This window comes from Saccharopolyspora shandongensis (assembly GCF_900106995.1).
GTDB lineage: Bacteria > Actinomycetota > Actinomycetes > Mycobacteriales > Pseudonocardiaceae > Saccharopolyspora > Saccharopolyspora shandongensis.
On the sequence record NZ_FNOK01000029.1, the window covers coordinates 52805 to 71569 of the forward strand.

Annotated in this window: 25 protein-coding genes; 7 read left to right on the forward strand and 18 right to left on the reverse strand. The window is 70.4% G+C overall.

The features are described from left to right. Positions 1–26: 26 nt before the first annotated feature. The 5 genes from BLW84_RS26905 to BLW84_RS26925 all read right to left on the reverse strand — a co-directional run bounded on the left by BLW84_RS26905 (position 27) and on the right by BLW84_RS26925 (position 3989). Positions 27–539 (reverse strand): SRPBCC family protein, encoded by a 513-nt coding sequence (locus BLW84_RS26905; protein WP_093270562.1) that lies wholly within the window; start codon positions 537–539, stop codon positions 27–29. 114 nt (positions 540–653) lie between these two features. Continuing rightward, the gene (locus BLW84_RS26910) at positions 654–1871 is read right to left on the reverse strand and encodes an RNA polymerase sigma factor (RefSeq protein WP_093270565.1); all 1218 of its coding nucleotides are present in this window, start codon (positions 1869–1871) and stop codon (positions 654–656) included. After that, positions 1868–2203 (reverse strand): YciI family protein, encoded by a 336-nt coding sequence (locus BLW84_RS26915; RefSeq protein WP_093270732.1) that lies wholly within the window; start codon positions 2201–2203, stop codon positions 1868–1870. The genes BLW84_RS26910 and BLW84_RS26915 overlap by 4 nt, the downstream gene beginning before the upstream one ends. A 490-nt stretch (positions 2204–2693) precedes the next feature. Next, entirely contained in the window at positions 2694–3128 is a 435-nt protein-coding gene (locus BLW84_RS26920) for a VOC family protein (RefSeq protein ID WP_093270568.1), read from the reverse strand. Positions 3129–3287: 159 nt separating this feature from the next. Beyond that, entirely contained in the window at positions 3288–3989 is a 702-nt protein-coding gene (locus BLW84_RS26925; protein WP_093270571.1) for a haloacid dehalogenase type II, read from the reverse strand. 82 nt (positions 3990–4071) lie between these two features. On the opposite strand from BLW84_RS26925, the gene BLW84_RS26930 reads away from it, so the two are divergent. Then, entirely contained in the window at positions 4072–4611 is a 540-nt protein-coding gene (locus tag BLW84_RS26930; RefSeq protein ID WP_177226709.1) for a CGNR zinc finger domain-containing protein, read from the forward strand. A gap of 49 nt (positions 4612–4660) precedes the next feature. Here the strand turns inward: BLW84_RS26930 and BLW84_RS26935 are convergent, their stop codons facing one another. Genes BLW84_RS26935 through BLW84_RS26960 form a run of 6 tightly spaced genes read right to left on the reverse strand, consistent with a single transcriptional unit; the run spans position 4661 to position 9404 of the window. Then, positions 4661–4855: a ferredoxin gene (locus tag BLW84_RS26935; RefSeq protein ID WP_093270579.1), complete on the reverse strand. Its 195-nt coding sequence runs from the start codon at positions 4853–4855 to the stop codon at positions 4661–4663. Positions 4856–4878: 23 nt separating this feature from the next. Continuing rightward, the gene (locus tag BLW84_RS26940) at positions 4879–6096 is read right to left on the reverse strand and encodes a cytochrome P450 (RefSeq protein ID WP_093270581.1); all 1218 of its coding nucleotides are present in this window, start codon (positions 6094–6096) and stop codon (positions 4879–4881) included. 22 nt (positions 6097–6118) lie between these two features. Then, complete coding sequence (locus BLW84_RS26945) at positions 6119–7300, reverse strand: NAD(P)/FAD-dependent oxidoreductase (RefSeq protein ID WP_093270582.1); 1182 nt, start codon at positions 7298–7300, stop codon at positions 6119–6121. Beyond that, positions 7297–7497 (reverse strand): ferredoxin, encoded by a 201-nt coding sequence (locus tag BLW84_RS26950; protein WP_093270734.1) that lies wholly within the window; start codon positions 7495–7497, stop codon positions 7297–7299. The genes BLW84_RS26945 and BLW84_RS26950 overlap by 4 nt, the downstream gene beginning before the upstream one ends. Positions 7498–7539: 42 nt before the next feature. Then, positions 7540–8184 (reverse strand): TetR/AcrR family transcriptional regulator, encoded by a 645-nt coding sequence (locus BLW84_RS26955; RefSeq protein ID WP_093270585.1) that lies wholly within the window; start codon positions 8182–8184, stop codon positions 7540–7542. Positions 8185–8186: 2 nt separating this feature from the next. Further along, on the reverse strand, positions 8187–9404 hold the full coding sequence (locus BLW84_RS26960; protein ID WP_093270588.1) for a cytochrome P450: 1218 nt from the start codon (positions 9402–9404) through the stop codon (positions 8187–8189). 114 nt (positions 9405–9518) lie between these two features. Here BLW84_RS26960 and BLW84_RS26965 point away from each other — a divergent pair, with 114 nt between their 5' ends. Then, on the forward strand, positions 9519–10949 hold the full coding sequence (locus BLW84_RS26965) for an MFS transporter (RefSeq protein ID WP_093270591.1): 1431 nt from the start codon (positions 9519–9521) through the stop codon (positions 10947–10949). Here BLW84_RS26965 and BLW84_RS26970 read toward each other — a convergent pair. After that, the gene (locus BLW84_RS26970) at positions 10934–12094 is read right to left on the reverse strand and encodes a L,D-transpeptidase (protein WP_093270594.1); all 1161 of its coding nucleotides are present in this window, start codon (positions 12092–12094) and stop codon (positions 10934–10936) included. The two genes, BLW84_RS26965 and BLW84_RS26970, sit on opposite strands and share 16 nt — an antisense overlap. A 99-nt stretch (positions 12095–12193) precedes the next feature. Then, complete coding sequence (locus tag BLW84_RS47705) at positions 12194–12337, reverse strand: hypothetical protein (protein ID WP_177226710.1); 144 nt, start codon at positions 12335–12337, stop codon at positions 12194–12196. 246 nt (positions 12338–12583) lie between these two features. Here BLW84_RS47705 and BLW84_RS47710 point away from each other — a divergent pair, with 246 nt between their 5' ends. After that, a complete protein-coding gene (locus tag BLW84_RS47710) occupies positions 12584–12733 on the forward strand; it encodes a hypothetical protein (protein WP_177226711.1) in 150 nt (49 codons plus the stop codon). 49 nt (positions 12734–12782) lie between these two features. Here BLW84_RS47710 and BLW84_RS26980 read toward each other — a convergent pair whose 3' ends face one another. From BLW84_RS26980 to BLW84_RS46515, 5 genes are all read right to left on the reverse strand, one after another. Beyond that, on the reverse strand, positions 12783–13664 hold the full coding sequence (locus tag BLW84_RS26980) for a S1 family peptidase (protein ID WP_093270601.1): 882 nt from the start codon (positions 13662–13664) through the stop codon (positions 12783–12785). Between the two features lie 127 nt (positions 13665–13791). Beyond that, positions 13792–14187 carry a DinB family protein gene (locus tag BLW84_RS26985; RefSeq protein ID WP_093270604.1) on the reverse strand — a complete coding sequence of 132 codons (396 nt, stop codon included), beginning with the start codon at positions 14185–14187 and terminating at the stop codon, positions 13792–13794. After that, a complete protein-coding gene (locus tag BLW84_RS50380) occupies positions 14184–14375 on the reverse strand; it encodes a maleylpyruvate isomerase N-terminal domain-containing protein (RefSeq protein WP_177226712.1) in 192 nt (63 codons plus the stop codon). Before BLW84_RS50380 ends, BLW84_RS26985 begins: the two co-directional genes overlap by 4 nt. Before the next feature lie 236 nt (positions 14376–14611). Then, the gene (locus BLW84_RS47720) at positions 14612–14764 is read right to left on the reverse strand and encodes a hypothetical protein (protein ID WP_177226713.1); all 153 of its coding nucleotides are present in this window, start codon (positions 14762–14764) and stop codon (positions 14612–14614) included. Between the two features lie 284 nt (positions 14765–15048). Further along, positions 15049–15240, reverse strand: a complete 192-nt coding sequence (locus BLW84_RS46515; protein WP_143061115.1) for a hypothetical protein — start codon at positions 15238–15240, stop codon at positions 15049–15051. A 288-nt stretch (positions 15241–15528) separates the two neighbouring features. Between BLW84_RS46515 and BLW84_RS26995 the strand changes: the two genes are divergently transcribed. The 4 genes from BLW84_RS26995 to BLW84_RS27010 all read left to right on the forward strand — a co-directional run bounded on the left by BLW84_RS26995 (position 15529) and on the right by BLW84_RS27010 (position 18627). Next, entirely contained in the window at positions 15529–15801 is a 273-nt protein-coding gene (locus BLW84_RS26995; RefSeq protein ID WP_093270609.1) for an FmdB family zinc ribbon protein, read from the forward strand. Between the two features lie 27 nt (positions 15802–15828). Further along, a complete protein-coding gene (locus BLW84_RS27000; protein WP_093270612.1) occupies positions 15829–16470 on the forward strand; it encodes an AmiS/UreI family transporter in 642 nt (213 codons plus the stop codon). A gap of 14 nt (positions 16471–16484) precedes the next feature. Further along, positions 16485–17732 carry a formamidase gene (fmdA, locus tag BLW84_RS27005; protein ID WP_093270615.1) on the forward strand — a complete coding sequence of 416 codons (1248 nt, stop codon included), beginning with the start codon at positions 16485–16487 and terminating at the stop codon, positions 17730–17732. Positions 17733–17904: 172 nt separating this feature from the next. Continuing rightward, on the forward strand, positions 17905–18627 hold the full coding sequence (locus BLW84_RS27010; protein ID WP_218157480.1) for an FHA domain-containing protein: 723 nt from the start codon (positions 17905–17907) through the stop codon (positions 18625–18627). Positions 18628–18765 lie beyond the last annotated feature (138 nt).

The window sequence follows — 18765 nt, forward strand, 5'->3', positions numbered from 1 at the left end:
TTCGGTGTCCTTCAACTCGCGGCGGTTCACCGGCGGTAGCTCGCCATGGGCTGGCCGGCACCGGTGGTGATCAGCTGCGACAGGCTCTTGGTGATGAAGAAGGTCCAGGCGCGCGAGCACGCTTCGAAGCAGGCGGATTCCGCCGCGGTGAGGCCTTCGTGCGTGAAATGCAGCGTCGTGCCCTGCGCGTCGGTGGTGATGTCGAAGATGACGTTGGTGTCGGTCCACTCGTCGCGGTCGTCGCTGAAGGTGCGGTCGGAGGGCAGCGAACGCACGCAGTCCACGACGTGCCAGACCACCCGTCGGCCGGGCACGACCTCGGTGATCTGGAACCGGGCGAAACGGATGCCCCCCTTGGCTCGGGCGGTCTCACCGGCGTATTCGGTGTCGTCGGTGAAGACGAACTCGTCGTGCAGGGCGGCAGAGTGGCCGATGAGGTTCTCGCTCCACCAGCCGCGGGCGTTGGTAATGGCCTCGAAGACCTGCTCCGGCGTCCGGTCGACGGTCATGGTGGCGGTCAGGTACTCGGTGTCCGACATCGTCCTTGCCTCTCTCTCGGGTGGTTTCGCCCCACCGACGAAGGAGGCCGCCCGGGATCGACATCGACCGGGAAGAAACTTCGAAAAATTCGGCCGCGATGACCTTTGTGCTGGTCAGAGCTCGGAAAGACGACCCGACAGATAGCGACGTTCGGCGTCGGTCGGCGCCAGTTTCAGCGCCTCCTCGTAGGACGTCGCGGCCTCGGCGAGGCGGCCGTCCCGGCGGAGGAGATCGGCCCGTGTCGCGGGCAGCAGGTAGTAGCCATCGAGCTCGCCGGACTCGGTGAGATCGTCGACGAGGGCGAGTCCGGCGGGGATGCCGTCGGCCATCGCGATCGCCACGGCGCGGTTGAGGTCCACCACGGGAGATGGCGCCAACCGCATGAGCTCCGCATAGAGGGCGGCGATCTGCGGCCAGTCGGTAGCCGCGGCGGCGGGCGCTGTGGCGTGACAGGCGGCAATCGCGGCCTGCACCTGATACGGCCCGGAGCGCCGCACGGCCAAAGCTTGGTCAAGCGTCGTAAGGCCTTCGGCGATCAGCGCGCGATCCCACTGGGATCGGTCCTGGTTCTCCAACGTGACCAGCACGCCGTCATCGGTGCGATGCGCGCGGCGGGCCTCGAGCAGCAGCATCAACGCCAACAGGCCGCGCGCCTCAGGCTCGGTCGGCATCAGCCGGACCAGCGTCCGGGCGAGGTGGATCCCCTCAGCGGCCAGTGCCCTGCGCCCGTCTTCTTCGTCGTAGCCCTCGTTGAAGATCAGGTACAGCACCGCGAGGACAGCTGTCAGCCGGCGCGGCAGGAGCTCCGCCGGTGGAACTCGGTACGGTATCCCGGCCTCGACGATCTTGCGCTTGGCGCGCACCAGGCGTTGCGCCATCGTCGGTTCGGCGGTCAGGAACGCCTTGGCGATCTCACCCGTGCTCAGCCCCGCCAGCGTGCGTAGCGTCAGGGCCACCCGGGCAGGGAACGGCAGCGCGGGATGACAGCACGTGAAGATCAGTCGCAATCGCTCGTCAGGAATCTCCTCCGCCGACGGCTCGATCGGATCCCGCTCCAGCACAGCAAGCTGCCGCACCTTCGCCGCCCCCACCGTGTCACGCCGCAGCCGATCGGTCGCCCGGTGACGTGCCGTCGTCGTCAGCCACGCACCCGGACGAGCTGGAATTCCATCGCGCGCCCACGTCGCCAACGCGGCGGCGAACGCGTCCTGCGCGCAGTCCTCCGCCAGGTCCCAGTTCCCGGTCAGCCCGATCAGCGTGGCGACCACTTGGCCCCACTCGTCCCGATACGCCGCATCGACCGCGGCACGAACCGCCTCCGGCGCGGTCATTCCCAGACGGGGCGGACCTCGACACAACCCCGGCTCGCGTAGGGGTGCCGTGCCGCGATCGCGATCGCCTCGTCCAGATCGACGCACTCGATGATGTCAATACCGCCGATGAAGTCCTTCGTCTCCGCGAACGGGCCATCGGACACCAGCGTCTCCCCATCACGGACACGGACCGTCGTCGCATCCGCCACCGGACGCAGCCGCGCACCACCGAGAATGGCTCCCCGCCGATCCACCTCCACCCCATACGCCTGATACGCCGGGTCCGCCGCAATCTCCTCCATGGTCGGCGACACCTTCTCGTCGTCACAGATCAGCAACACGTACTTCATGATCCCACTATGCCCGACCTGCCCGATCCGCTCGAACGCCACACCTCTGCCGAACGATCGGCTGCCGCCCTACCCGGCGTTCGGACGTTCACCGCTGCCTGCACGCCATTGAGCGTTTTTCATCCTGGTGAGCCCGCAGTCGCGGGTCGCAAAGCTGCACGTCGATGGGGTGTCGCATGCGCCGCAGGCGCATAACCCACCTACGACGCTTGCACCGCCGCGGGTTCACGGTGCCCACCCCTTCGGGGTTCCCTCGGCGAGGACGGCCCCGACGCCGTGTATCGGACATACATAAGGAAGGGCACCCACAGACCAGGAAGCCTCTGAGGTTCCGCCACCCGCACCGCCACGCAAACTGAGGTTGGAAAAACCTCATTGGAAAGGGCTGATTTCGAGGGCGAGAAGTGGGATCTGGCCCGCATTCCTCGTGATCGACACGGCTCCGCGAATTGTGGGCCAGATCCCAGAACGAGGGCGCGTTCGTGGCCCCTCAGTCGAGACAGAACTCGTTGCCCTCGATGTCCTGCATCACGATGCACGACTCGTTGTCTTCATCGGCAAGCAGTAGCCGCACGCGTACCGCGCCGAGCGCGACCAGTCGTTCGCACTCGGCCTCGAGTGTGGCGAGACGCTCTTCGCCCACGAGCCCGGTGCCGACCCGCACGCAAAGGTGCAGCCGATTCTTGACGACCTTGCCTTCGGGAACGCGCTGGAAGTACAGCCGCGGGCCCACACCTGAGGGATCACTGCAGGCGAACGCTGAACCCTGACGCTCGGGCGGCAGCGAGCGATCGAAATCGTCCCAAGTAGCAAATCCTTCCGGTAGCGGCGGTACGACGTACCCCAAGATCTCGCACCAGAAACGAGCGACGCGCTCAGGTTCTGCGCAGTCGAAGGTGACTTGGAACTGCTTGACCGACGTCATCGGTCCACCATAGTGGCGCGTGTTGTTCACCGAGCCCCCGGATGTCATCGCCGCACTTGCGTTCCGGGCGTCACGGCACGTGCCCGCGTCTTTTTCGGGAACGGCTCCTGAATTCGTGGGCCGCGGACACTGTGCTTGGTCGACCGCGGTGGGCGTGGATCAGCGTGTTCGCCCCGCCGTCAGCGCGGTGGCCAGGTCGTCCAGGTCGTCGAACCGCCCGTCGAAGGTGTCGGTGCTCGTCGGCGGATCTCCTCCCGGCCGGTGGACGTAGGCGGTCCGCATGCCGGTCGCCTGGGCGCCGCGGAGGTCCCAGGCGTGGGCGGCCACCATGAGCACGCGTTCTGGCGGGCAGCCCGCGGTGTCGATCGCGAGCCGGTAGACCTCCTGCGCAGGCTTGTAGACCAGGACGGCTTCGCCGGACGACGTCTGGTGCCAGCGCAATCCCGCATGTGCGCTGAGCCGCAGCAGTGCGGTGCGGCTGGCGTTGGAGAGCCCGAGCACGGCGAAGTGGTCCGCGAGCCGTTCGAGGCCGGCGACGGTGTCGCCCCAGGGCGGCAATCTTTGACCCGCCGTGGCCAGCCGGGCGATGGCCGCCGGATCGGCGAGCCCGGCGCGTTCGGCCACCAGCCGGGCGGCCTCCCGGTCGATGATCTCGGAATTGGCGTATGGGCGGTGTCCTTGCGCGATGCGTTGCTGTTCGAGCTCGACGTGCTCCAGCCACGAGGTGAGCAGCTCGTCGACCGTCGCATCGTCGGACGTGGGCGCCGCGTCGCGAATCGCCGCTCGCAGCCCGCCAGGTTCGTCGACCAATGTTCCGAGGACGTCGAAGACGACGATCTCGACGTCGCGGATGTCTGCCACGCGATCTCCTCCTGGAACTGGCGTCACCGGTTTGACAGGTGACGAGTTTGCTCCCAGGTTCGTCACCGGTCAAGATGGTGACGTGGATTTCGCCTTCGTGAGCGGCAACCCGGCCCTCGACCTGGCCGGCACCGTGGGGTCTCGCCGGGACGAGCCCATCGACGCCCTGGTCGCGCCCGCGGACCTGGAGCGGTGGGTGGCCGAATGCGCCGAGCTGCCGGACCAGGTCACCGCCGACTTCGCAACCTTCGAGTTCACGCTGGCACTGCGAGAGGCGCTCTACCGGCTCGCGCTCGATCGCGTGCTCGATCGGCCCTTCGACCCGGGCAGCCTCGAAATCGTCAACGGCGCGGCCGCCGCGCCGCTGCCCGCGATCAAGCTCAGCGACGCGGGTCTGCGCACTTCGGGAGATCTCCGCGCCGTGCTGGCACAAATAGCCAGGAGTGGTATCGCCGTGCTCGGCGATCCCCACGCCTGCCTCAAGGAATGCGGTCGCAACGACTGCACCCGCATCTACCTCGACCGCTCGCGCGGCGCCCGGCGCACCTGGTGCGGGATGGACGAGTGCGGCAACCGCGTCAAGGCCGCGGCCTACCGAGCGCGCCGACGGGCCAAGGCCTGAGCAGAACGAACGATCGCGCCGCAGGCGAGCCGCGGCGCGATCACCGGCGTCAGTCCTCCACGACGATGGCCAGCGCCGGGCACAACACCGCGGCCTGCCGGACGTCCTCCGCGAGTCCGGCGGGCGGATTCGCGTTGAGCAGCACCACGACGCCGTCCTCGTCGCGCTGGTCGAAGACCTCTTCCGCGGCCAGCACGCACTGACCCGACGAGACGCACTTGTCCTGGTCGATGGTCACCTTCATCGGAACTCCTCGGGTTCGGGCGGTCACCAGGTGACCGGTAGGCGGTAGACGCCGTAGACGGCACCGTCGTGCTTGAACGGGATCTGCGCGAGGTCCTCGGCCAGCCGCAGGGTGGGGACGCGCCGGTAGAGCGTGCTGTAGACCACCTGCAGCTCCATCCGCGCGAGCGGCTGCCCGAGGCACTGGTGCACGCCGAACCCGAAGGCCACGTGGTGGCGGGCGTCGCGGGTGAGGTCCAGCCGGTCGGGATCGGGGAAGGCCTCGGGATCGCGGTTGCCGATGTCGTTGGCCATGATCAGGCCCTCGCCGGCGCGGATGACCTGGCCGCCGATCTCGATGTCCTCCAGCGCCACCCGGCGTCGCCCGTTGTGCGTGATGTGCAGGTAGCGCAGCAGTTCCTCGACCGCGCCGGCGACCAGCTTCGGATCGTCTGTCTCGCGCAGCAGCGCCAGCTGTGCTGGGTGCTCCAGCAGGGCGAGCGTGCCGAGGGCGATCATGTTCGCGGTGGTCTCGTGCCCGGCGATCAGCAGCAGCACGCCGATCCGCGCCGCTTCGGCCCGGGCCAGTTCCCCGGCAGCGACCCGCTCGGTCAGCCGGGACAGCAGGTCGTCGCCGGGGTTCGCGAGTTTCGCACCGACGAGTTCGTCCAGGTAACCGGCCAGCCGGCCCATCGCGGCGGTGCGGTCTTCGGGACTCGCGTCCCGCTTGATGATGGTCTTGCTGTTCTCCTGGAAGAAGTCGTGATCGGAGTACGGGACGCCGAGCAGTTCGCAGATCACCAGCGAGGGCACCGGCAGCGCGAACGCCTCGACCAGGTCCACCGGGTTCGGGCCGGCGAGCATCTCGTCGATCAGGTCGTCCACGATCTTCTGCACCGCCGGCCGCATCGCGGCCACCCGCTTGACGGTGAACGGCGCGGTCACCATCCGCCGCAGCCTGGCGTGCTCGGGATCGTCCATCAGGATGAAGCTGACGCCGGAACCGTCCGGCCTGATCGGTGCCGAGCTGGGGTAGCCGGGCCGCATGATGTCGGCGCTGACCCGCGGATCGGCCAGCAGCGTCCGCTGCTCCGCGTAGCGGGTCACCAGCCACGGGGTGCTGCCGTCCCACAGCCGGACCTTCGCGAGCGGCCCCGCTTCCTGCCGGGACCGCAGGCCGGGCGGCGGGTCGAACGGGCAGCCCGCCGCCCGGGCCATCGGGAACTCCGGGACATCCGCCGATTCCTCGCGAACTGGGATCATCGCTTGCCTTCCTGCGTCGTCGTCACGTGGCCGGTGCGGAAAGCGCCTCGACGACCTCGCCGCGGCGCAGCCGGGTCTGCTTGGGCATGTTCCAGCCGAGCACGCCGACGGCCGCGCCACCGCGGCGGTACATCGCGACGAATCGCCCGTCCGCCGGGTCTCCGTCCACGATGGTCGCTTCGGCGGCGGCCGTGGGCAGGCCGTGGACCTGGATCTTGGTGTCGTACTGGTCGGTCCAGAAATGCGGCACGGGGGAGTAGGCCTGGTCTTCGCCGAGGATGTTGGCCGCGACGGCGTTGGCCTGCATGGTGGCGTTGGTCCGGTTCTCCAGCCGCAGCGAGACGCCGAGCGCGTCGTGCTGCCAGCGGGCCACGTCCCCGGCGCTGTAGATCCCTTCCGCCGCACGGCAGCGGGAGTCGCAGACGAGCCCGTTGTCCAGCCGCAGCCCGCTTTCCGCGAGCCATTCCGTCGCCGGCGCGGCGCCGAGCGCCACCACGACGACGTCGGCGGGCAGTTCGTCGCCGGTGTCCAGGCGCACGCCGGTGACCCTGCCGTCCCGCCCGGTCAGCCCTTCGACGGCCGTGCCCAGCCGCAGCCGGACGCCGCGCTCGGCGTGCAGTTCGCCGAGCAGCCCGCCGACCAGGGTGCCGAACTGGCTCGCCATCGGCACCGGCTGCGGGCCGACCAGCGTCACATCCGCACCCATTCCCCTTGCCGTGGCGGCGATTTCGGTGCCGAGGACGCCGTCCCCGACCACGACGACCTGCGTCGCGCTCAGCAGGGCGGACCGCAGCGCCAGGGAGTCGTCGACGGTGCGCAGCACGTGGACGCCGGTCAGGCCGTCCTGCCCCGGCAGCGTGCGGGGCCGCAGGCCCGTCGCCACGACGATGGTTCCGGCGGTCAAGACGCGGCCGGAGGCGGTGCGGACGGTGCGGGTCGCCGGGTCCAGGCCGACCGCCGGGTCGCCGAGGATGATGTCGGCGTCCAGTTCGGCCAGCTTCTCCGGCGACCGGAGCCGCACCCGCTCGGCCTCCCAGGTGCCGGAGAGGACCTGCTTGGACAGCGGCGGCCGGTCGTAGGGCAGGTGGCTCTCGGCGCCCAGGAGGGTCAGGGAATCGCGATATCCCTTGCGGCGCAACGCGTCTGCGGTGGCGATACCGGCGGCGGACGCGCCGACCACCAGCACGCCTGCGGGGGCGCTCACGCGCTCTCGCCCAGCTCGATCGCCGCCGCCGGGCACACGCCGGCGGCCTCGCGGACCGCGGCGTGCAGCGGCTCGGCCGGTGCCGCGTCGAGCAGGATCACGACACCGTCGTCCTCCCGCTGGTCGAACACCTCGGGGACGAGCAGCGCGCATTGCCCTGCGCCGCAACACCTGTCCTCGTCGACGGTCACCTTCACGAGCATCCTCCTCGGGCGGATTTCGGCTGGTCCAAACGGAAATCACCGCGTGACCGGTGCCAGCCACATCCCGACGATAGCGTCGATCAAGCCGTTCGCGGCGTCCCGCCAGTTGTTCCGCGGTGTCGCGGTGCCTTCGGCGAGGGCGCGCTCGCGCTCGGCGCACATGTGCACCATGAGCTGGCGGGCCATGTCGCCGCGCTCCAGCCGGACGTCGACCGGCAGGTCGGGCAGGCACCTGTTGAGGCCGTCGAGGACCGTTAGCAGCGACGGTGCCGTGAGGGACTCGTCGATCATGATCTCGCGCAGCGCGGGATCGGTCATGACCTGCGCCCCGAACCGGGCGAACCAGGTGGGGCTGCCGAGGGCGGCCAGGTGCTCGGTGACCGGGCAGACCAGGCAGGCCACCCAGTCCCGCACATCGGTGGAGCCGTCGGCCCCGGCGACCATGGTCAGGCGCAGCCGCTCGATCTGCGCGGAGTGCCGGCGCGCGATCGCCCGCACCAGATCGGCCTTGGTGCCGAAGTGGTAGCCGACCGCGGTGTTGTTGCCCTGCCCCGCGGCCTCGCTGACCTGGCGGTTGGACACGGCGAACACCCCGTGCTCGGCGAACAGCCGTTCCGCCGCCGCCAGGATCTGCTCCCGCGTCGCGTTGACCCGCTCCGCCCGGACGGTCTTCCCGCTCATCGTCACCACCGCACCGGAAGTTCGCGGAGGCCGCCGACGGCGAGGCCCTCGACCCGGTTGAGGTCGTCCGGCGCCACGGCGAGCTCCAGCGTGGGCAGTCGGCGGAGCAGCACGTCGAGCACGGCCTGCAGTTCGGTGCGGGCCAACGCCTGACCCAGGCAGGAGTGCGCCCCGGCGCCGAAGGCCAGGTGCGGGTTCGGGCTGCGCCCGAGGTCCATCTCGTCGGCGCCGTCGAACGCCGTGGCGTCGCGGTTGGCCGCGGCCATGCTGCACACCACGGTCGTGCCCGCGGAAAGCTGGATGTCGGCGACCTCGGCGTCTTCGCCGATGTAGCGCGGCATGCCGAAGCCGGGGTTGGCGTCGAACCGCAGCGCCTCTTCCACCGCGGTGCGGACCAGCGACCGGTCCGCGAGCAGCCGTTCCCACCGCGTGCGGTCGGCCAGCAGCATCGCCACCATCTTGCCGATCATGTTCGCGGTGGTCTCGTGCCCGGCGACCAGCAGGCCCATGCCGGTGCCCACCAGTTCCGCGTCGCTGAGCCGGCGGCCCTCGGCGTCGGTGCCCGCGATCAGCTCGCTGAGCAGGTCGTCGCCCGGCGCCGCGCGCTTGGCGGCGATGTGGGCAGCCATGTACTCGACGAACTCGGCCTGCGCCGCGTCGATCTCCGCCTGCTCGTAGCGGGTGAGGTTGAGCAGCGTGTCGGACCAGTGCGCGAACCGGTCCCGGTCGCTGTCCGGCACGCCGAGCATCGTGCAGATGACCCACACCGGCAGCGGGAACCCGAGGCTCGCCTTCAGGTCCGCCTGGTCGCCACGCGCCACCATGTCGTCGATGAGCCGATCGGCCATCGCCTCGATCTCGGGCCGCAGCGCGGTCATCCGCCGAGCGGTGAACCACTTGCCGACCATCCGCCGCCACCGCTGGTGCGCGTCGCCGGCTTGGGGGAGCGCGGTCGCCAGCGAGCTGTTGAACACGCCGCCGGACTCGTTGGCCGAGATCCGGGCCGCGCCCTCGGCGCTGAGCTGCCGGGTGAACCGCGGGTCGGACAACACCCGCTTGACGTCGTCGTAGCGGGTGAGCAGCGACGCCTCGTCGCCGCTGGGCAGCGACACCCGCGCCACCGGGCACCCCTGCCGCAGCCGCGCCCACTCCGCGGGCGGTTCCAGCGCCGCCGCGCTGGGAATCGGGTAGTCCAGCACCTGTTCGCCCTCGCCGGTCATGCGCGCTCCTCCCGGTCGGTCTGCGACCAGTTAACCGATCCCGCTACTTTAAGTCAATCAACTGATTTAAAGTTGCGGACCGGCAATGCCGATCACCCCGACGGAGGCCCCGCCATGCCCCACGCCCCAGCCCGAGCCGCCGACACCGTGGTCTCGGGCCCGCCGCGCGCGAACACCGTCGTGGCGGTGCTGGCCTTCGGCGGGATCGTGGTCTCGCTGATGCAGACCCTGGTCATCCCGCTGATCCCGGTGCTCCCCGCGCTGCTGGGCGCGTCCGCGTCCGACGCCGCCTGGGCGATCACCGCGACGCTGCTCGCCGGGGCCGTCGCGACCCCGGTCGTGGGCCGGCTGGGGGACATGTACGGCAAGCGGCGCATGCTGCTGATCAGCCTGGTGCTGCTGGTGGCCGGTTCGGCGGTCTGCGGCCTCAGCGACTCGTTGACGCCCATGGTCGTCGGGCGGGCCCTGCAGGGGCTGGCGGCGGGCGTCATCCCGCTGGGGATCAGCATCATGCGCGACGAGCTCCCGGCCGACCGGCTCGGCTCGGCCACCGCGACGATGAGCGCCTCGCTGGGCGTCGGCGGCGCGCTCGGCCTGCCCGCGGCCGCCTTCCTGGCCGAACGCACCGACTGGCACGTGCTCTTCTGGGCGTCCGCGGGCCTGGGCGCCGTCGCGACCGCGCTGGTGCTGGCATTCGTGCCCGAATCCGGCGTGCGCAGCGGCGGGCGCTTCGACCTCGTGGGCGCGATCGGGCTGTCGGCCGCGCTGATCTGCCTGCTGCTGGCGATCTCCAAGGGCGCGGAGTGGGGCTGGGCCGCCACCCGCGCCGGCGGACTGCTCGGCGCGTCGGCGGTGCTGTTCCTGCTGTGGGGCTGGTGGGAGCTGCGCGTCGCCCGGCCGCTGGTGGACCTGCGCACCACCGCGCGCCGCCAGGTGCTGCTCACCAACATCGCGTCCGCGGTGTTCGGGTTCGCCATGTTCGCGATGTCCCTGGTGTTGCCGCAGCTCCTGCAGCTGCCCGCGGCCACCGGCTACGGCCTGGCGCAGACGATGTTCGTCGTGGGGCTGGCGATGGGCCCGTCGGGTCTGGTGATGATGGCCATGGCGCCGCTGTCCGCGCGCGTTTCGAAGGCCCGGGGCCCGAAGACGACGCTGATGCTGGGCGCCGTCGTGGTGGCCGCCGGCTACTGCCTGGGCATCGTGCTGATGTCCGCGGTCTGGCAGCTCGTGCTCGTCTCCTGCGTGATCGGCGCCGGCATCGGGCTCTCCTACGGGGCGATGCCCGCGCTCATCATGGCGGCGGTGCCCGTCGCGGAGACCGCGGCCGCCAACAGCCTCAACACCCTGATGCGCGCCATCGGCACCTCGGTCTCCAGCGCGGTGGCAGGCGCCGTGCTCGCGCAGCTGACCGCGACGTTCGGCGCGCTGACCGTGCCGTCCGAGGCCGGTTTCCGGGTGATCATGGCGATGGCCGCCGCCGCGGCCCTCCTCGCGCTCGCGATCGCCGCCTTCCTGCCCCGGCACGCCGCTCAGCGCGGCTGGTAGAGGGCGCTGCCCTTGACGTACTCGTCGTAGGGGATCGTCCAGTCGGGGATGTCGCCGTCGGCCGTGGTCAGCGGCCGGTCGGAGCCGACGATCTCCACCGGGTCGCCGATCTGCACGAAGTCGAAGTACCACTTGCCGTTGGCCGGCGACAGGTTGATGCACCCGTGCGAGACGTTGGCGACTCCCTGCTGCCCGACCGTCGCGGCGTTGACGTGCACGAACTCGCCGTTGTTGGAGATGCGCACGGCGTTCGGGAGGACCTCGTCGTAGTAGCCGGGCTGGCCCTTCTGCGGCCCGCCCCAGGTGTCCGAGCGCATCCGCGTCGAGGTGTGCTTCTCGAAGGCCACGTGGACGCCGGACTGGGTCGGGTAGACGCTCCTGCCGTAGGACGCCGGGAGCTCCCGGATCGGCTGGCCGTCCTGGAAGACGGTGAACGTGTGGGTGTTCACGTCGCCGATCGCGCGCTGGTCGCGCCCGACGAGGAAGCTGGTCTCGCTGTCGTCGGTGCCCATCACGCCGCCGCCGGTGTCCACGCCGTACAGCTGCGCGCGCACCCGGACGATGGTGCCGGACTTCCAGAACTCCTTGGGGCGCCAGTTGACCTGGTCGTCGCCCATCCAGTGGAACGAGCCCTCGGTCGGCACCGACGGCTCGACCGACAGGCGGCGCTCGACGGCGGCCCGGTCGGTCACCGGCCGGCTGAAGTAGATCGACACCGGCATGGCGACGCCGACCGTGTCGCCGTCGGTGGGCCTGGTCCGCTCGACGGTGACGGTGTCCACGGGCTTGATCGTGCTGAAGGTCGAGTTCAGCGGCGCCGACAGCTTGCGCTCGGCGTCCTCGGCCTGAGCGTGCACCCGGTAGGTGGTGCCGAACTCCAGCGGCGTCGTCGTGCTCCACCAGCGGCCGCCGTCGCGCAGCGAACCGGGGATCGTCCTTCCCCCGTCCGTGGTAACGGTGACCGAGGTGAGCGTGCCCGCGTGCGCGGTGACGACCAGCGGCTCGCTGGGCGCGATCTGCGCGGCGCGGTCCGGCACCGAGGCCGTCACCGACGCGGCCGAAGGCTTCGGCGGAGCCGTGCACGAGGCCATTGCGCAGGCGAGCACGCCTCCGACGACGACCTGCCACGCTGTTGCTACCCGCATCCCCGGCCCCCGTCCCGTAACCGATGTGCCCGACATCGAAACCACTGTCCGGGGCGGGGGCGAACATCTCAACACGATCATGCGGCCGCGCCGCACGGGCTACCTGCCGGGAAGCCGCCAGCCGATCGGGTTCTCGTCGTAGTCGCCGCCGTCGTACTTCGCCGCGACGACCTGGTTGATCAACTCTGGCGGGCCGATCAACGACGGGCTGACCGACCAGTGCACCGACGACGGCAAGCCCACCTGCACCTACAACCAGGGCGTGATCCTCGGCGCGCTGGCGGAGCTGCACCGCGCCACCGGCGACGAGGGCCTGCTGACCGCCGCGCGCGAGCCGGCCGATGCCTCCACCACGTCGGCCGAGCCATCCTGCGCGATCCGCACGAGGGCGGGGGTTGCGATAGCGACGGCGCTTCCTTCAAGGGCGCGCACGTCCGGGGGCTGGGCGCGCTCGACGAGCAACCGGCCGACCATCCGTATAAATCCTATTTGGACAGACAGGCGGATTCGGCCTGCGGGAAGGATCGCAACGCGCTCGACATGTACGGCCCGCACTGGAACGGCTGGACCGATTTCGGCGGCGGGCACGGCTGCCAGCACAGCGCGCTCGACCTGCTCAACGCCGCCTCGCCGCGATGATCACCGGCCCCGGGGCCCTGGCGCGCGACGCCAGGGCTCCGGGTGGTCATCAGGCGATGACCCTGTCGATCCAGCCGCGGAAGTGGCCGACGCTGGTGTAAACGTCGGGCGACTCGCCGCAGACGTGACCGACGCCGCGGCTGTCCACGCCGACGACCCGCCAGCGGTTGCCCTCCCTGACCAGCAGCGGCGAACCGGAGTCGCCGCCGCAGGGACCGCGAACGCCTTCGGGGTTGTCCGCGCAGACGTCGCCGTCGTGGATGCCCCAGGAGGTGTCGCCGTCCGGGCCCGCTACGCACTTCGGCGTGTCGGACGGGATGATCGACGTGTCGAGCTGCTGGAGCTGCGTCGGCAGCTTGGTCGGGTCACCGGCGTCGGCGTTGGAGACGTAGCCCCAGCCGATCTCGCGGACCGCGGTGCCCGGCTCGGTGAGCTCGTCGGCCATCTTCGCCGGCGCGTCGGCGATCGGCCCGTCGAGGTGCAGGAGCGCGATGTCCTTGCCCAGCTCGCGGTCCTCGTACGAGTGGTACTCGGGGTGCACCACGATGTCCTGGAGCTTGGCGATGGTTCCGCCGGTGGTCCGGTCGTTGGAACCGACGCGCACGTGCAGCAGCGCCGGGTCCATCACCACGTAGGCGCCGCCGTTCGGGTCGGGCGAGGTGACGCAGTGCGCCGCCGTCACGACCCACTCCGGGCTGATCAGGGCGCCGCCGCAGCGGTGCGAGTCCGGGTTCCCGTTGCGTTCGTACTCTAATGACGTCATGAACGAGTAGGTCTGGTCCGCGGGTGTGCCGCCGATGATCGAGGGCGTCACATCGCCGGTCGGCTCGTCGGCCTGCGCAGTCCCGAAGCTCGTGAACGCGCCCGCGGCGGTGACCGCGGCGGCCAGCGCCGCGGTGCGCTTCAGCGACCCCGGCAGGTTCTTGGTCATCTGCTGTTGTCCTCCGATTTCCCCGCACGAAGATCACGTGCGATGTTGATCAAGGTAGCCCAGCCCAGACGCGCGGGGGAGCAGATTCTGCAAGATCGAATTCTGGATCGAATTCCGGTGGCGGCGCTCAGGGTCGGCGGCCTATCAGGCGCAGCATCCGCTGCTGGCAGGTCTCGTCGGCGGGAGCCGCCGCGGCCGCCGCGAAGTAGCGGTGCGTGCTGCCCGCGTCGAGCGGCCCCTCGGCGACGCCGGTGTAGAGCCACTCGAAGTTGTCGTCGACCCAGCCGACCAGTGACGGGTCCAGATCCTCCGGGCCGCCGGTGGCGCGGGCGAGGTCCCAGCTGTGCACGACGGTGTCGGCGATCAGCAGGCCGAGCAGTTTGCGGCCGTCGGCCGGGCCGAACGGGTAGTCCACGAGCCGGTCCAGCGCGCCGCGCTCGCCGAAGGCGGCGAGGCAGTTCACCGCGGCGGCGTCGAATGATCCGGCGGGATCGTCGCCCAGTGCCTCCTGCTCGCGGATCACCAGGAACTGGGCGCTGTCGCCACCCGTGCAGGAGCAGCCGGTAGATCGCGTTCGCCTGCAGGGTGGCTCACCAGCGCGCGCACGTCCCATTCGGCGCAGGGGGTCGGATCGGCCCACCGACCGGGCTCGATCGACCGCACCCGGCGGGCGAAGTCCGCGTTGGTGCGGCGGAGGTGGGCGAACAGCACGTGGTCGGAAGCACGCGTGAGTCGGTCATGGTGTCGCCGCCGGTTCGCGTCCGGCGGGAATCGGTCGCGGTACTTCCGCGCGGTGACCGAGTCCTGTGTGGACGAAACGGGGTCTCTCGACGCAGTGAGTAGCTCCCGCCTCAGTGCAGACGGGAGCTACCGGAAATGCTGGACTGGTCTATCGGGTTGGATGTGGTTGCTGGTTGGGAAGAGGTTCTCAGGACGTCAATGCCGGCTCAGCGCCAGCCGCCCCAACGACCCCAGCCGCCCCAACCGCCCCAGCCACCCCAGCGGCCCCAGCCGCCGCCCCAGCCCCAACCCCATCCCCAGCCCCAGCCGTGGCCCCAGCCCCAGCCGTGACGGTTACTGAAGATTGTGCTGATCTGCATGGTGACCCTCGTTAATCCCGTGACGGGTGAAGTGCCGCACCGGACCTTTCCGGGGAGCGCGAAAAGCCCACCGGGACTCCCGGTGCTTTCCTGTCGACCCCGGCGACGTGAACACGTCGTCGGATTCACCGGCTTTTGCCGGTACTTGTCACGATATTGCCGGAAAATCGCCGGTAAAGGGGTCTTTCGCCCCGAGTTCGATCTGTAGCCGATCAGTCACGCTACGCATTCGATCGGTGCCGAAAGCGGTCGCCGGTCAACCGGAGCGCACAGTGGACGGGTCGTCAGGAGTTGGCCGGGGAGCCGGCGGCAGGTTCGGCGGCGGGCACCGAGGGGCGCGCGGTGACCACGACCGGGCCGCCGCAGTTCCAGCACTCCGGCTCGTTCTCGGGCGCGGAACGTCCGGCGACGTCGCAGCCCGGGCACAGCCAGGCGGTCAGGATGATGTGACTGCGGGGATCGTGTCGGGGACGCATGGGCAGCCACCACTCTGATCGTGTCGGGTGCCGCCTGCATTTTGTGACCGCTCCGACGGGTGCTCACTCTGTTGGGTGGAAATTATTGGGTAGGTGGGCACGCGCAGTCAACAGTGCCGCGCGCCACGCCGAAGGCACCCACTGGCCGCATCGCCGCAGATCATGCCGCCCTTGACAGGGCGCAGCACCGGGAGTCTCCTCGGTTCTGGGTCGCCGGTTCGCGAATTTCCGGCCGGCGACCGCAGACGGGATCGCATCGGTCTCAGGTCTTCGGGGGAAGGGCCGGCCATGGCGACTTACGAGTACGACTGCCCTCGGTGCGGTCGCTTCGAGACGCACCAGCCGATGGGGACGGCCCCGGCTTCGCACGAGTGCCGCCACTGCGGGCGACCGGCCCGCAGGATCTTCTCCGCACCGCATCTCACCGCCGTGCCCGCGCGGCTCGCCGCCGCGCTCGACCGGGCGGAGCGCAGCGGCGCGGAACCGGAGGTGGTCACCGAGGTGCCCCGCCGGAAGCCGCCCGAGCCGCATCCGTCGCTGTCCCGGCTCCCGCGCCCCTGACCGGGCCAGCCAGCGGAGGTGTCATCGGTGGCATACGTGGGATTGCTGTACGTCGGCGCCGTGCTGTTCCTCAACGGTGTCATGCTGCTGGGCAAGGCCGACCCGAAGGCGATCGGCGTGTTCAACCTCTTCGTCGGGGCGCTCCAGGTGATCACCCCGACGATCCTGATCGCGGTGAACCCCGCGGACCCGGTCACGGTTCTCAGCGCGTCGGGCATCTACCTGTTCGGCTTCACCTACCTGTACGTGGGGATCGGGCTGCTCGGCGACTTCGACACCAGCGGCGTCGGCTGGTTCTCGCTGTTCGTCGCCATCATGGCGCTGGGCTACTCGTTCGCGAACTTCCGGCTGCTCGGGGACAGCCCGTTCGGCGTGATCTGGCTGTACTGGTCGTTCCTGTGGCTGCTGTTCTTCCTGTTGCTGGGCCTCAAGATGGAGCGGCTCACCCGCTACACCGGCTGGGTCGCCGCGATCGAGGGCTGGGTCACCGCCGCGATCCCGTCGTTCCTGATCATGACCGGTTACTGGCGGAACCCGAACGCCATCGCGACGGCGCTGGTGGTCTTCGGCGTCGTCGTCTTCGTCGCGCTGTGGTTGTTCACCACCGGCGTGTGGTCGGTCCGGGGCTTCCGGGCGCTGTCCGCGCCCCACCGGCCGGCGCATCAGTGAGGAGAGGATTTCCCATGCCAGAAGTGGTTTTCAGCGTCGACCAGTCGAAGTCGATGCGGGAGCAGGCGGTGCCGGGGCACAACCGCTGGCACCCGGACGTCCCGCTGGCCGCGATGGTCCGGCCCGGTCAGGAGTTCCGCGTCGAATGCCGGGAGTGGACCGACGCGCAGCTCGGCAACAACGACTCCGCCAACGACGTGCGGGACGTCGACCTGAACCTCACGCACATGCTCAGCGGCCCCATCGGCGTCGAGGGCGCCGAACCCGGCGACCTGCTGATCGTCGACCTCCTGGACCTCGGGCCGGTGCCGCAGGAGACCGGCGAGGTCCCGGGGCAGGGCTGGGGCTACACGGGCGTGTTCGCCAAGGCCAACGGCGGCGGCTTCCTGACCGACTACTTCCCGGACGCCTACAAGGCGATCTGGGACTTCCACGGGCAGCAGTGCACCTCGCGGCACCTGCCGGGGATCCGCTACACCGGCATCACCCACCCCGGCCTGATGGGCACCGCGCCGTCGGCCGATCTGCTGGCCAAGTGGAACCGGCGGGAGCAGGCGCTCATCGACACCGACCCGAACCGCGTGCCGCCGCTGGGTCTGCCGCCGACCGAGTCCGGGGCGCTGGCCGGTCAGGCGGACGGCAGCGAGGCGCAGCGGATCGCCCGGGAAGGCGCCCGGACGGTTCCCGCCCGGGAGAACGGGGGCAACCAGGACATCAAGAACTTCACCCGGGGATCGCGGGTGTTCTTCCCGGTCTTCGTGAAGGACGCCAAGCTCTCCATGGGCGATCTGCACTTCAGCCAGGGTGACGGCGAGATCACCTTCTGCGGCGCGATCGAGATGGGCGGCTTCATCGACCTGCACGTCGACCTGATCAAGGGCGGCATGGACAAGTTCGGCATCACCACCAACCCGGTGTTCATGCCGGGCAACGTCGAGCCGCGGTACTCGGAGTTCCTGTCGTTCTCGGGGATCTCGGTGGACCACGACACGGACACCAACCACTACATGGACGCCACCGTCGCCTACCGCCGCGCCTGCCTCAACGGCGTCGAGTACCTCAAGAAGTGGGGCTACACCGGCGAGCAGGCGTACCTGCTGCTCGGCTCGGCGCCCATCGAGGGGCGGATCAGCGGCATCGTCGACATCCCCAACGCCTGCTGCACGCTCTACGTCCCGGCGGCGATCTTCGACTTCGACGTGCGGCCCACCGCGGCCGGGCCCGCGCGCGAGGATCGCGGCCAGTGCGCCGTCACCTCCTGATCACCGGCAGCGGCCCCGCGGGGCCGCTGCCGCGCACCGACTTCGGGAGGGCTCCCGGCCGGCCGTGGAATGCTGCGGGTGCGTTCGAGGAAGCGGAGGCGGGCATGCGCGAGAACCTGCAGGTGGCCGGGGGCGTCCGCTCGCGGTCGGGCACGGCAGCCTGGCGTTCGGGGTGCCCGGGTCGGCACCGGGCACGATCTTCGCGTTGTCGGTCACCGGGGACATCACGGTCCGGCCGCGGGAGGGGCGGACGATCGTGTTCGGCCGCAACCGGCCGGAGGTGCACGTCTGCGTCGGGGAGAACGACCGGCGGATCAGCCACCACCACGGGTTGCTGACCCACCACCAGGACCACTGGTGGGTGCACAACACGGGGCGCCTCCCGGCCCGGTTCCCCGGCTCCCGGCTGCTGTTCGCCGACGACGAGCCGGTGCCGCTCACCGCCGGGTACACGCCGTTGTTCCTGCGCGGTTCGAGCGGTCGCGAGCACCTGCTGGAGCTGTACGTGGCGGGGACGGACGGGCAGCCGCCCGCGTCGCAGCACAGCGACCCGACGCAGCCGCCGAGGACGTGGAAGCTCTCGCCGACCGAGAAGCTCCTCCTGGTCGTCTTGGGCCAGCGCTACCTGATGCACGAGGCCTACCCGCAGCCGCCGTCCTGGCGGCAGGCCGCCGAGCACCTCGCCGAGCTGCAACCGGATGCCGGGTGGACGGCGAAGCGCGTGGAGCACGACGTCGTCGACGTCCGCACCAGGCTGTCGAAGGGCGGCGTGCCCGGGCTGACCCGCGACGAGGTCGGCGAACCGGTCGGGAACACCTTGAACCACAACCTCATCCGCGAACTGATGGAGAGCACCACGCTGGTGCCGCCGGACCTCTGGATCCTCGGCGACTGACCCGGGGCCGCGCAGCGGCGGCTCAGGTGGGGAGAGCGGCGGCCGCCGGTTCGGCGAGGGCGGTGGCCAGCCGGCAGAGCTCGTCGCCGGGTTGCGGGCCCATCGCGACGACGAGCAGCCGCTCGACCATCTCGCCGT

Coding starts and splice junctions, on each gene's coding strand:
- BLW84_RS26940 (WP_093270581.1), bottom strand. CDS start 6,096: ATGATCCCAGTTCGCGAGGAATCGGCGGATGTCCCGGAGTTCCCGATG.
- BLW84_RS26955 (WP_093270585.1), bottom strand. CDS start 8,184: ATGAGCGGGAAGACCGTCCGGGCGGAGCGGGTCAACGCGACGCGGGAG.
- BLW84_RS26995 (WP_093270609.1), top strand. CDS start 15,529: ATGGCGACTTACGAGTACGACTGCCCTCGGTGCGGTCGCTTCGAGACG.
- BLW84_RS26915 (WP_093270732.1), bottom strand. CDS start 2,203: ATGAAGTACGTGTTGCTGATCTGTGACGACGAGAAGGTGTCGCCGACC.
- fmdA (WP_093270615.1), top strand. CDS start 16,485: ATGCCAGAAGTGGTTTTCAGCGTCGACCAGTCGAAGTCGATGCGGGAG.
- BLW84_RS26920 (WP_093270568.1), bottom strand. CDS start 3,128: ATGACGTCGGTCAAGCAGTTCCAAGTCACCTTCGACTGCGCAGAACCT.
- BLW84_RS26960 (WP_093270588.1), bottom strand. CDS start 9,404: ATGACCGGCGAGGGCGAACAGGTGCTGGACTACCCGATTCCCAGCGCG.
- BLW84_RS26965 (WP_093270591.1), top strand. CDS start 9,519: ATGCCCCACGCCCCAGCCCGAGCCGCCGACACCGTGGTCTCGGGCCCG.
- BLW84_RS26970 (WP_093270594.1), bottom strand. CDS start 12,094: ATGCGGGTAGCAACAGCGTGGCAGGTCGTCGTCGGAGGCGTGCTCGCC.
- BLW84_RS26910 (WP_093270565.1), bottom strand. CDS start 1,871: ATGACCGCGCCGGAGGCGGTTCGTGCCGCGGTCGATGCGGCGTATCGG.
- BLW84_RS26935 (WP_093270579.1), bottom strand. CDS start 4,855: ATGAAGGTGACCATCGACCAGGACAAGTGCGTCTCGTCGGGTCAGTGC.
- BLW84_RS46515 (WP_143061115.1), bottom strand. CDS start 15,240: ATGCGTCCCCGACACGATCCCCGCAGTCACATCATCCTGACCGCCTGG.
- BLW84_RS26905 (WP_093270562.1), bottom strand. CDS start 539: ATGTCGGACACCGAGTACCTGACCGCCACCATGACCGTCGACCGGACG.
- BLW84_RS47720 (WP_177226713.1), bottom strand. CDS start 14,764: ATGCAGATCAGCACAATCTTCAGTAACCGTCACGGCTGGGGCTGGGGC.
- BLW84_RS26980 (WP_093270601.1), bottom strand. CDS start 13,664: ATGACCAAGAACCTGCCGGGGTCGCTGAAGCGCACCGCGGCGCTGGCC.